9 protein-coding genes are annotated in these 11,660 nt (G+C 68.7%); 5 read left to right on the forward strand and 4 right to left on the reverse strand.

Annotated features, from left to right (window positions below; all coding sequences use genetic code 11):
- The first annotated feature begins 201 nt into the window (after positions 1-201).
- The 3 genes from ACEZDG_RS20655 (at position 202) to ACEZDG_RS20665 (ending at position 3,253) form a co-directional block, all read left to right on the forward strand.
- Positions 202-495 (forward strand): hypothetical protein, encoded by a 294-nt coding sequence (locus ACEZDG_RS20655; RefSeq protein ID WP_380511716.1) that lies wholly within the window; start codon positions 202-204, stop codon positions 493-495.
- Positions 496-531: 36 nt separating this feature from the next.
- A complete protein-coding gene (locus ACEZDG_RS20660) occupies positions 532-2,022 on the forward strand; it encodes a WXG100 family type VII secretion target (protein WP_380511718.1) in 1,491 nt (496 codons plus the stop codon).
- 73 nt (positions 2,023-2,095) lie between these two features.
- Positions 2,096-3,253, forward strand: a complete 1,158-nt coding sequence (locus ACEZDG_RS20665) for a S8 family serine peptidase (RefSeq protein ID WP_380511720.1) — start codon at positions 2,096-2,098, stop codon at positions 3,251-3,253.
- 382 nt (positions 3,254-3,635) lie between these two features.
- On the opposite strand, the gene ACEZDG_RS20670 is transcribed toward ACEZDG_RS20665, so the two are convergent.
- The gene (locus ACEZDG_RS20670) at positions 3,636-4,016 is read right to left on the reverse strand and encodes an MmcQ/YjbR family DNA-binding protein (protein ID WP_380511722.1); all 381 of its coding nucleotides are present in this window, start codon (positions 4,014-4,016) and stop codon (positions 3,636-3,638) included.
- A gap of 120 nt (positions 4,017-4,136) precedes the next feature.
- On the opposite strand from ACEZDG_RS20670, the gene ACEZDG_RS20675 reads away from it, so the two are divergent.
- Positions 4,137-4,814, forward strand: a complete 678-nt coding sequence (locus ACEZDG_RS20675) for a hypothetical protein (protein ID WP_380511724.1) — start codon at positions 4,137-4,139, stop codon at positions 4,812-4,814.
- Positions 4,815-4,892: 78 nt separating this feature from the next.
- On the opposite strand, the gene ACEZDG_RS20680 is transcribed toward ACEZDG_RS20675, so the two are convergent.
- Entirely contained in the window at positions 4,893-6,995 is a 2,103-nt protein-coding gene (locus tag ACEZDG_RS20680) for a phosphocholine-specific phospholipase C (RefSeq protein ID WP_380511726.1), read from the reverse strand.
- A gap of 356 nt (positions 6,996-7,351) precedes the next feature.
- Here ACEZDG_RS20680 and ACEZDG_RS20685 point away from each other — a divergent pair, with 356 nt between their 5' ends.
- Positions 7,352-7,798: a nitroreductase family deazaflavin-dependent oxidoreductase gene (locus ACEZDG_RS20685; protein ID WP_380511728.1), complete on the forward strand. Its 447-nt coding sequence runs from the start codon at positions 7,352-7,354 to the stop codon at positions 7,796-7,798.
- A gap of 125 nt (positions 7,799-7,923) precedes the next feature.
- Here ACEZDG_RS20685 and ACEZDG_RS20690 read toward each other — a convergent pair whose 3' ends face one another.
- Both ACEZDG_RS20690 and ACEZDG_RS20695 read right to left on the reverse strand, forming a co-directional pair.
- The gene (locus ACEZDG_RS20690; RefSeq protein WP_380511730.1) at positions 7,924-9,651 is read right to left on the reverse strand and encodes a cholesterol oxidase substrate-binding domain-containing protein; all 1,728 of its coding nucleotides are present in this window, start codon (positions 9,649-9,651) and stop codon (positions 7,924-7,926) included.
- 283 nt (positions 9,652-9,934) lie between these two features.
- A complete protein-coding gene (locus ACEZDG_RS20695) occupies positions 9,935-11,638 on the reverse strand; it encodes a serine/threonine-protein kinase (protein WP_380511732.1) in 1,704 nt (567 codons plus the stop codon).
- Positions 11,639-11,660 lie beyond the last annotated feature (22 nt).

An 11,660-nucleotide genomic window follows, 5' to 3' on the forward strand; every position in this document is an offset into this window, starting at 1 on the left:
CACATGCCAGGATTGGCCACAGAACCCATGCTGAACAGGCATGTTGCCCCGTCTGCGGTGGTGGATTCCAACGGCGCGTGAGGGTGCCCGCAGGGCTCGCGAGCAGTTGCGGGCGGCGCGGGCGGGTTCCCTATGATGGTCACGCGAAGTAATCACATGGGTGGACAGGGGGCCGCAGTGGGAGCTGGATACAGGGTAGATGTGAGTTCCCTGGAGCAGACGGTCGCAAAGCTGCACGCCATCGCCGACGAACTGTCAGGCACCAAGGGCAGTGCCACATATGACACCACCATCGCCGAGGGTGTACTCGGCCAGAACTTCGCCGCCGCGAACGGCCTGCTGTCGACGCACGACTCGATGCAGACCTGGATCGCCTCCATGATCAGCAAGCTGCAGTCCTTCATCGACGAGTACGGCGGCCAGACCAAGCAAGTCGCCGCCAACTACACCCAGCAGGAGGCCCAGACCAAGCAGGACTTCTACAGCAACAGCTAGCAGAACGCGGACGGGGAACGGGGAACGGGGGCGCGGATGTCGGCAGCAGCAGTGGCCTCGGGCAGCGGCGGCGGGAACGGTCCCGCCCAGTTCAAGACGGACTTCGCCGGGGGTGACGGCGGCGGGCTGGTCGGCCTGCGCGCGATGATCGAGGGCGCGGAGCCGGAAACGCTGGACGGCGTCTCCTCCCGGTGGACAGCCATCAACCAGGCTTTGTTGGCCGCCCAGGCCGATCTGGAGGCCCACACCACCGCTGCGCTCGGCCACTGGGAGGGCGACGCCGCTGACGGCTTCGCCACCCGCGCCAAGCAACTCTCCCAGGCCCTGAGCAACGGCGCGTCCTACGCGTCCAACGCCAGCTCGGGCGTCTCCACCGCGGCGGCGGCCCTGCGCCAGGCGAAGCAGCAGATGCCGTCCATGCCCAGCGGGTGGGACCGCTTCACCCGCAAGCTCACCAGCGAGACGAACGACCACGCGTTCAAGCAGGACCTGGACAGCGGCATGTCGCGCACCGACGCAATCAAACAGGACGGCGGAGAACTGTCGCTCCTGGAAGAGCGCCACCAACAGGCCGTCGCCGTCATAGAAACCCTAGAAGCCTCCTACAACACCGCCGCACAGATGATCGGCACCGAACCTATGGCGGACATCGGTGGTCAAACGGTCTGGCCCCCGCCGCCTACGACGACTAAGGGCCGTCCGGTGACCAGGAGGGACTCTGCTGGGGTCGGGGGCCCTAAGGCGGAGGGTGGCATCCGTGCGATCGATGACAAGGGCACGTCGACTGCGGGCCTTGCTCAGTCGCCTGATCCGTCAGGGCCATCATCTGTTACTGCAGTTGGCGACAGCAGTAACGGAGATGGCGTATTGGGTGGTGAGCACATTCCGGCCTCGCCTAGTTCGGGGACCACGATCCAGGATGTTACGGCTGGCATCGATGACACAGGGACGAATGGCCCCGTTGACGATGTGTCCAGCGGTGGACTTGTGCATGAGGCTGGCAGCGGCGCCCACGGTGGTCTCTTTGGCGATAGCAGTTCGAAGGGCGTTTCAGGTGGCGCGTCCATCGATACTGTGGCAGGACATCAGGGAATTGAACCCGACAAAATGAGTTGGTTCGGTTCGCCCAGTAGGTCTGGGGGTGTACCCGCGGGGACTTCAGTGATTGGGCACAGAGAGGTCACGGAGTCCGGCGGGGCGATTGAGGAGGAATTCGCACGGACCGGAGCGGATGTCCAAGGCAGGTTGGGTGAGTCCGACGGGCCGGCTCAGGGCAGTGCTATGGGTGTAAATGAATCTAGTGGCCTTGGTACGGGCCAGGGAGTCAACGAGGAGAGTGCCGACCTTAGGAATGGCGGTGCAGCGGGTGGTGGCGCCGGGCAGGGAAACATAGGGATGATGGGTGGAGTTGGAAACGCGGAGAAGCAAGGCAGGAAGCGCAGGCGTCGTCCACGTCCGCACTACCTTGTTGAGGACGACGAGCTGTGGGGATCCGGCATTCATGCGAACCCTCCGGTCATCACCTGACTGTGGGTCAGTGTGTATTGTCCTTCACGTCAGGTATATCGTGACGGGGTTTGCTAGGAACGAGGACTAGAGCATGGCATTGAAGCGTTCGCTGCGGACCCTGGGTGCTGTTACTGCAGTCGGGGTCCTGCTGTTGACAACTGCCCTTACTGCCCATGCTGACGCGGCTCGCAACAAGCAGTGGGCGCTTCAAGCGTTTAAGGCTCAGCAGAGGATTTGGCCGCTATCGACTGGCAAGGGCGTCGTTGTAGCGGTGATCGACAGCCCGATTCGAGTCACGCACCTGGATCTCACAGGGCAGTTGCTCGTCGGAAAGGATTTCGCGAGCAGCTCCGCGCCTGCTGTCGCGAGCGATGGGCACGGCACGATGGTTGCTAGCCTCATCGCTGGGCGGGGACACGGGCCCAACCAGGCGGACGGCATCATGGGGCTGGCGCCGAGTGCCAAGATTCTGCCCCTCACTGTCAATGTCAAGGCAGCAGGGATCTATCAGCAGATCAGTGATGCAATTCGCTTTGCCGTTGATCACGGAGCAGGTGTCATCAATATCTCATTGGGTGGTGTAGGTAAGGATATTGCTGAGCAGTCAGCGGTGGCCTATGCCGAATCAAACAACGTAGTTGTTGTCGCGGGGTCAGGAAATGATGGCGCTGATGCGATCTGTTACCCAGCAGCCTTCCCTGGAGTGGTTGCGGTGGGCGGAGCTGCGGAGGACGGTAGCATTTGGGCTGAGTCCAATCGCGGGCCCGGGTTGGTACTTGTGGCTCCCTCGACTGGCATTCTGGGTGACGACAGCGGGACAGACAGCCAATACTCCCTTGGCAACGGTACGAGCTACGCAACTGCGTACGTCTCTGCGGCGGCGGCGCTTGTTCGGGCGAAGTTTCCTGGGCTTACGGCTGGGCAGGTCATCAACCGTCTTGTTAAGACGGCTAGGGACCCGAACGCCGTGGCGGGTCAGACCACGCCTGATCCGCACTATGGGTACGGGATCCTGCGGCCTGATGCGGCGTTGAATACGACTATGGCGGCAGGCCCGGCGGCTGGGCCGTTGCCGCAGGTTAGTGATCCGCTTGCCGGCGGGGTGAAGGGGAACAGCGCTGCGGTCAAGCAGGGCGGCAGCAGCGGGATTGGTGCGGGGGCGGCCGCTGTTGGGGGCGTGGTTCTGCTTGCGCTGGTGGCGGCAATGGCGGTGGGTGTCTCGCGGCGGCGTCGTAGGTCGCGGGCGTAGGGGGAGAGAATGCCACTACTGCTGAGGATGGCTCAGGAGCTGGCTGCTAGGCCGCGGATGGGGCCGTCGATCAGCAGGGTGGCCAGGCCATGGACTCGGCGGCGCTTGGCGCCGGGGGCTTTCGGGAAGCTTTGGAACGGCAGGCTCGAGGATCCTGCCTCCGCGTCCAGGCGGGCCGCGAAGCTGCTCGGCTCGCGCTTCGGCGGGTCTGCCGACCTGGTGCTGCTGGTCCGCCTGGCCAACGGGGCCGGATCGACGCGCCCGCCGCGAGCTCGGCCGGTCGCGTGCTCACCGCACGGCTCCACGCCGAGCCCGCTGCGGTGGCTGCACGACCGGATCGGCCTCGCCGGGGCGGGGCCGGCGGCCGTTCGACCACTGAACCTCAGTGTGAGGGGGACGGCTTGACCCCCGGCCAGTCCAGGACAAGCTGCTGCTTGCGCGGGAACTTGGCGACGATCAGGTCGTAGGAGTCCTCCAGCATCTCAAGCAGCAGTTGGTCCGAGATCGATCCGTCGAGCGTCACCGTGTTCCAGTGCCGCTTGTTGAGGTGCCACCCACCAGTGATCGCCGGGTGCGCCTCACGCAGCTGCACGGCCACCTCGGGGTCGCACTTCAGGCTGATCTGCAGTGGCTTGCCCTCCAGCGCGGTCAGCGCGAAGATCTTGCCGCCGACTTTGAAGACCGAGGTCTCCGGGTTGAATGGGAAGGTCTCCTCCGCTCCGTTGAGCTCCAGGCAGGCGGTCTTCAGTGCATCGGGCGTCATTCGAACAGTGTGCCGGTGCAGACTGGGGTGGGACGAGCGGCGCGCCCCAACCGGGCCGCGCCGTGCCGAGGGACGTCGGTCACAGTCACGACGTAAGTCACAGTTTCGGGGAGACAGACGATGGAATTCTTTGAGCCGCTACCGCCGGAGTCCGAGTTCGAGCCGTCCCCGAGGCGGGCCCGGGAGCCGTGGGAGCAGCCGGACTTCGTCCTGCCGGGGACGGTTGCGCAGCACATCCTGCTGCTCCGGACGGATACCGCCGCCGTCTCCCTCGGCAGTATCCGTGCCTACCCGACCGGCTTCGAGTTCACGGTGCATGCGCGGCGGCGCCCTTCCGCGGCACCGACGCACGGCCGCGACCGGCTCGCCTGGTCCCGGGGGCTGGAGGGAGGTCGCGGCGGCCTGCGCCTCGGCCTGCTCTTCGCCGACGGCCGCCGGGCCACCAACGATGGTTTCCCGCACGCTGGTTGGGGCGAGGTTGGCGACTCCGTCCACTTCATCGGTCAGGGAGGCGGTGCCAGCGAGAACAGTTGGGACGGTGGCTTCTGGGTCCATCCGCTGCCGCCCGAGGGTCCGTTGGCCTTCTTCGCCACTTGGCCCGATCAGGGCGTGGACGAGGTCAGCGCGGTGATCGACGCAGCGGTGGTCCGACTTGCGGCGGCTGACGCGGTGGAGCTTTGGCCGGAGGACGAGGAATGGACGGACGAGGGACGGTCCACCTACCGCACTGTCAGTGTGTCCGTTCCCGACCCGGGCCCCGACGAGGACCCCGCCCGGGCCCCGGGCGGAGAGAACTGAGGTGCCTTCCGGTCCATGAACCGGTAGGCGCCTCAGTCGAAACCCCGAAGCCAGAACTCCGAACCCCGAACCGTCAGCTCAACGGGCGGCTATCGCCGGGTCGGTGACGCTCTCGCGTCCCGTCTCCACGTGCCCGGCCGCACGGCGCGAGAAGTGGGCGTCCTGGTCGGAGACGACCGTCAGGTCGTACCAGCCGTGGGTGTCGTTGGGGTGTGCCGTGTGGGTGACCTGCGCGCCGGGACGGAGCTGGTGGCTGATGGTCCGGCCGCCGTAGCCGTCCTTGACGCTGAGGTGGACGGTGGTGTCGCCGTGGTTGACCAGGTCCAGGTACACCACACCGTCGTTCCCGCTGTCGCCGCTGTGGCGAACTGTCACCTCGGCGCCCGCCGTCCCGACCTTGCCCTTGAACACGCGCAGGAAGCCGTTCGGCCCGTGAACGGTGAAGTCGTACGCCCCGGCCGCAACCGCTCCCGACGCGTCCGCACCGACCGCCCAGGTCCCGGTCAGCTTCGCACCCGCGCCGACCGTGTAGGTCCAGGGGCCACCCGCGTGGGTGGTGGAGGTGACGAAGAAGTTCGCCCCGGCGGTGCCGTGGGCGGCGAACTCCACCGTCAGGCTGCCGTTCGCCGCACTGGTACGGGCGTCCGCCGCGAGGTCGTACGGCAGCGCGCGGGCCGGACGGCCGCCGGGCTCCTGCCGGGGCAGTTCCGGGTGGACGGGCACGGCGGGCACGTAGTCGGCGTGCCGGTCCCGGTCCGGCGGGAAGTAGCCGCTGGTCCCGGGCAGGCTGGGGACCTTGACGTCCTTGCGCGAGAAGTCGAAGGCGGTGGTCAGGTCGCCGCAGACGGCCCGGCGCCAGGGCGAGATGTTGGGCTCGTGCACGCCGAAGCGCTGCTCGATGAACCGCACGATCGAGGTGTGGTCGAACACCTGCGAGCAGGCGTAGCCGCCCTTGCTCCAGGGCGACACCACCAGCATCGGTACCCGCTGCCCGAGCCCGTACGGGCCTGTCGCGAAGCCGGTGGAGGCCGGCGGGGCGAGCAGCTCGCCGGTGGTGTCCACGGTGGAGCCGCCCTGCGCGGCGGACGCCGGGGGGAAGGCCGGAACGACGTGGTCGAAGAAGCCGTCGTTCTCGTCGTAGGTGATGAACAGCGCCGTCTTCGACCACACCTCGGGGTCGGCGGTGAGCGCGTCCAGCACCTGGGAGATGTACCAGGCACCGTAGTTGACCGGCCAGTTCGGGTGCTCGGTGAACGCCTCGGGCGCGACGATCCAGGAGACCTTCGGCAGTTTCCCGGCCTTGACGTCGGCCTTGAGGATGTCGAAGTAGCCGTCGCCGTTCTTGTTGTCGGTGCCGGTGCGGGCCTTCTCGTAGAGCGGGTCGCCGGGCTGCGCGTTGCGGTAGTTGTCGAAGTAGAGCAGCGAGTTGTCCCCGTAGTTGCCGATGTAGGCGTCGTTGGTCCAGCCCCAGGACCCGTCGCCGTCCAGGCCGTCGCCGATGTCCTGGTAGATCTTCCAGCTGACCGCCGCCTGCTCCAGCCGCTCCGGGTAGGTGGTCCAGTTGTAGCCGGCCTCGGCATTGGTGATGACCGGGCCGCCACCCTTGCCGTCGTTGCCGGTGTAGCCGGTCCACATGTAGTAGCGGTTGGGGTCGGTCGGGCCGATCAGCGAGCAGTGGTACGCGTCGCAGACGGTGAACGCGTCGGCGAGCGCGTAGTGGAACGGGATGTCGTCCCGGGTCAGGTACGCCATGGTGCTGGAGGTCTTGGCGGGCACCCAGCGGTCGTACTTCCCCTGGTTCCAGGCGTCGTGGCCGCCGTTCCAGTCGTGGTTCAGGTCCTCCAGGAACTGCAGCCCGAGGTTCTTGGCGTCCGGGTGGAACGGCAGGATGTCCTTGGCGCCGACGCTCTTCCCGTCCGACTGGTACCAGACCGGCTTGCCGCTGGGGAGGGTGACCGGATGCGGGTCCCCGAAGCCCCGGACGCCGCGCAGGCTGCCGAAGTAGTGGTCGAAGGAGCGGTTCTCCTGCATGAGGACGACGATGTGCTCGACGTCGTCGAGGGTGCCGGTCCTGCGGTTCGCCGGAATCGACGCGGCGCGGGCGATGCTGGTGGACAGCGCGGTCGCGGCGGCGGTGCCGCCCGCGAGTTGGATGAACCTGCGGCGGTTGATGTCGCTCATGGGTGGCGCGCTCCTGGGCTCTCGTCCGCGACCGGGGGGTGTGTCGACCGGGGATGTCGACGGAGGGCGGACGGCACAGTGTCACCGGGGCAGGTGGAACCGACCGCGACCTCGGGACGGCGCGGAGGGGAACGCTCCGCGAACCTTGCGCGGCGGGAGCTTGCGCGGCAGGAGCCTGCGCGGCGCGGTGCCGCTCACCCACTGCGTGGGGCAGCCCACTGCGTGGTGCGGCTCACTGCGTGGTGCGGGTTACTGCGTGGTGCGGTACGGGTCACTGCGGAGGGCAGCGAACCTCGGAGGTCGGCACGGTGCATGCTGGGGCTTAGGGAACCCGCAACCGAGGAGCCGAACCACCCATGGCGTTGACCCTGCCCCGCGCGGTGAACCGCGCGCTGCTGAGCACCTGCAATGTCGTCTACCGGGCCAGCGGCGGCCTGCTCGGGGCGAACTGGTTCGGCCAGCCGATCCTGCTGCTCACCACCGTCGGCCGGAAGAGCGGTCGACTGCGCGTCAGCGGCCTGGTCTTCCTCCGCGACGGTGACCGCTATGTCGTTGTCGCCTCCGACAACGGGGCCCGCCGCAACCCCGGCTGGTACTACAACCTGCTCGCCACGGGCAGTGGCACGGTCCGCTACCGCCACGAGGTCTTCCGAGTCGCCGCCGTCGAGGCGCAGGGCCCGGAACGGGCCCGGCTCTGGCCGCTGCTGCTGGAGGTCTACGGCGGCTACGACCGGCACGAGGCCCTGGCGGGCCGCCGGTTGCCGGTTGTGGTCCTGACGCCGGAGGACCGGACCCGCAGCTGAGCGCAATGGTCATAGCAACGCAGCAGCGGGTCCGGCCCGTTCCGGCCACCGACCGACCGGCCACCGACCGACCGACCGGCCACCGACCGACCGGCCACCGCCCAAGCGCCCCAGCGGCCGAGCCGTCAGGGCAGCAGGCCGTCCAGGAAGGAGTTGCTGTAGACCCGGTTGGGGTCGTAGCGGTCCAGGATGGACAGCGCGGTGTCCCAGTTGCTGCCGGACGGCTGCCCGGCCCGGTACGCCGCAGGGATGGTGCTGCCGAGGATGGTCGGGTCGGCCCAGGCGGCGGTGCCGGAGTAGGCCCAGCCCTTGGACCACTCGGGGCGGACGGCCGCGTAGCTGCCGGTGTAGTTGCCGAGCACCCACTGCTCGGTCTCCCGGTAGAACTGCTGGGACTGCGGCGTTCCCGGGATGGTGAGCAGGTCCATCCACACCGCGGTGTCCCAGTTGGGGTGGTCGGGCCGCGGGCGCAGCGCGCTGAGCAGCGGCTGTACCGCGCCGGCGACTCCGCTGTCGGCGGGGTTGTCGAGGCCGGTGACCCGGACCTCCCAGGGCCCGTTCATCGGGTACTGGCCGCGGGCCTTGTAGGTGTTGAGCGCGCCGTTGAGGTAGCTGTAGAACTCGCTGACCACCCGCTGCACGTCGGACCTGGCGCAGAGGATGGCGTAGCCGTTGGCGGTCACCCGCAGCGTGGTGGGCTTGACGTAGAGCTGGGTGTTCTTGGCCCAGCCCCAGATGTCCCAGGTGCCGGTGACGATGAGTCCGGAGCCGACGATGCTCATCTCGAGGTTCTCGAACGTGGGGGTGACCGAGACGTCGCCGGAGACGATCTGCGAGATCAGCGAGGACTCGTCCGGGGTGACCGAGTCGGCGAAGCTGAACGGGAAGGGGCTGTCCACCTCCTTGGAGAACAGCGGCTTCCTCGGTGTGACCGACCAGACCTTCAGCCAGGGCACGGTGGTGAACGGGAACCAGATGGTCTCCACCCGTCCGCTCTGGTTGACCAGCGCGGCGAAGGAGTTGGACCCGGCCGAGGCCGGCGGCGCGAAGAGGGTGTTGACGTTGGTGGTGTAGGTGCTCTGGCAGCGGAGCCGTACGTTGGCGCCGACCCGCAGCGTTGCCTCGGTGATGAAGGCACGGCCCACGTGGACCAGGAACGCTCCGATGTCGGGGTTGTTGCGCTGGAAGGTCTTCAGCACGTACGCGCCCGCGCCCGAGTCCCAGACCACGGCGGTGAGCGAGATGACCAGGTTGCTCACGGACCCGAAGGTGTGTCCGGCGGTGTTGCTCTCGCCGCTCGCCGGGACGGAGCTGCCGTGGCCGTCGATGGCGAGCACCCCGCCGAGGCTGAGGTCGCCGGGGGCGGGAGTGTTGGTCATCCCGTAGCCGGCGTTCTCCAGGGCTGTCATCAGGTTCAGCATGGTGATGCCGGCCTGGGCGGTGACGCTGGGGCTGCTGCCGCCGTTCACGGTGACGGCGGTGAGGTGCTGGGTGGTGTCGACCAGCAGGATGTTGCCGGTGGCGCCGTTGGGTTCCAGCAGCGGCGACCAGCCGTGGCCCATGCCGCGCGCCCGGAGCTTCCAGCCCTGGGCGTTGGCCCAGTTGGCGAGGGTGACCACATCGGCGGGCGTGGAGGGGGCGCAGGTCCAGGTGGGGCTGACGGCGATTTCGCCGGACCAGTTGGACCAGGCCTGCTGGTAGACGCTGATCCCACTGGGGAAGCTCGGTGGGGCGGGGGTGTCCGCCTCCGCCGGCGACACTGTGAACGCGGGCGTCCAGGTCAGGGTGGTGAGAGCGGCAGTGGCCCCGGCCGCGCCGAGAAACGTGCGCCGGGAAAGGTTGGATGATCCCATGAGTGACCTCCGCAGAGAGGTGGGCATGCGCGACCGGGTGGGGGCGGGCATGGCGGTGCCCCAGGCACGGGCCGTGGGAGGACGGCGGGCCGGGTGAAGGTGACAGTGGAGCCGCACAGGGGCGCGGGCCTGTGCCGGACGGTTCCGTACAGCGGCGGCGGGGCCGCACCGTGCTGGACCGTGGTGGAACCCGAGAATCCAACCGGCACCGCGAGAAGTCAATGACGGTGCGTCAGATACTGAATGACTACCAGTCAGTTACTGCGAAAATCAGGCAAGTTGGTCATCCGGCCCGGAAGGTTGAGGAGACGATCTGGTAATAGCGGTCGGCCTGGTCGATGTCGCCGGTCGGCGCCGAGACCCAGAAGTCGTAGGTCCGGCCACCCTCGGTCCAGCTCAGGTCCTGCACCCGGCGCGAGCCCCAGGGATCGACATCGGCGGGGTAGCCGTTCCAGGTCCACTGCATGATCGCGGCGTCGTCGGTGTTGTGGAACGACGTCGGCTGGACGGTCGACTTCTTGTAGCCGGGGTAGTTCTTCGGACCGGCGGCGTCCTGGCCCTCAAGGGTCGCCAGCACACCCTTCGGGGACACCGCCTGGGGCGGATGGATGCCGATCCGGTACTTCTGGTCGGGGGAGATGTAGAAGATGCGCCCGCCGGCACCGATGCTGCGGCCCCAGCCGTCCGGCACCGCGAGCGAGAAGCCCTTCGGATCGTGCCGGAAGGTGTACCCCGCCGGGACGGCGACAGCGGCCGGGGTCGTCGGAGCAGCGGTCGTGGACGTTGCCGAGGGCGTGGCCGTGGCAGTCGGCGAGGCAGTCGGCGAGGCGGATACGGAAGCCGACGCGGAAGAACTTGCCGCGCCTCCCGCCGGGCCTCCTGCCGTGTTGGCACCGTTGCCCGAGCCGTGCTGGAACAGCAGGACGCCGCCCGCCGCCAGCGCCGCCGCGGCGACCACCACCCCCGCTCCCACCAGCACGGATCTCCACACCCCGCGCTCCCGCTCCGCCCCGGCCCCACCCAGCTCCGGCAGCGTCCGGTCCCGAACGGGCTCCGGCCCGGGCTCCCGCCCTGCCGACGCCACCGCAGGTGCCGCGGCCGTCCCCGCCGCGGTCCTCAGCGTGTCAGCCGTCGGCGACACGCCGCCGGACTCCCGCTCCAGATAGTCGCTGAGCAGCCAGGACGCCTGAACCGCCGTCATCCGCTGGGCCGGGTCCCGCTGCAGCAGCCCCCGCACCACATCGGCCAGCGGTTCCGCGCTCGCCGGGAGGACGATGTCCTCGTACAGCACCGCGTACAGCACCCCCGACATGGAGTCGCGGCGGAACGGCGAGCGGCCCTCCAGCGCCGTGCACAGCAGCACGCCCACCGACCACAGGTCGGACTCCGGCCCTGCCTCGCCGCCCGCGGTCCGCTCCGGGGCGGTGAACTCGGGGGAGCCGAGGAAGGCCCCGGCCTCGGTCAGGGTGGCGCTGCCGTCCAGCCGGGCGATGCCGAAGTCGGTGAGGACGACCCGTCCGCTGTCCCGCTCCAGCAGGACGTTGTCCGGCTTGACGTCACGGTGCAGCACTCCGCGGCTGTGCGCCGCCTCCAGCGCCGACAGGACGGCCAGGCCGAGGGCTGCCGCCTCCCGCGGCGGCAGCGGGCCCTCGGCCGCGAGCCGGCCGCCCAGACTGGTACCGTCGACCAGCTCCATCACGATCCAGGGCTCGCCGTCCTGCTCCACCACGTCGTGGATGCCGACCACCGAGGGGTGCCGGACCTGGGCGACGGCGCGGGCCTCGCGCAGGGTGCGCCCGCGCTGCTGCTCCCGCTCCACGGCGGAGCTCTCGCCGCGCAGGTGCACCTCCTTCACCGCGACCTGACGGTTCAGCAGTTCGTCCTCGGCGCGCCAGACCGTCCCCATACCGCCGCGCCCCAGGCGCGACAGCAGGCGGTAGCGACCGGCGACAAGCCGGTCGCTACCGCCCCCGTTCCCCATGCTCATACCGAACATCATCCCGTACCCG

The organism is Streptacidiphilus alkalitolerans (assembly GCF_042511045.1).
Lineage (GTDB): Bacteria > Actinomycetota > Actinomycetes > Streptomycetales > Streptomycetaceae > Streptacidiphilus > Streptacidiphilus alkalitolerans.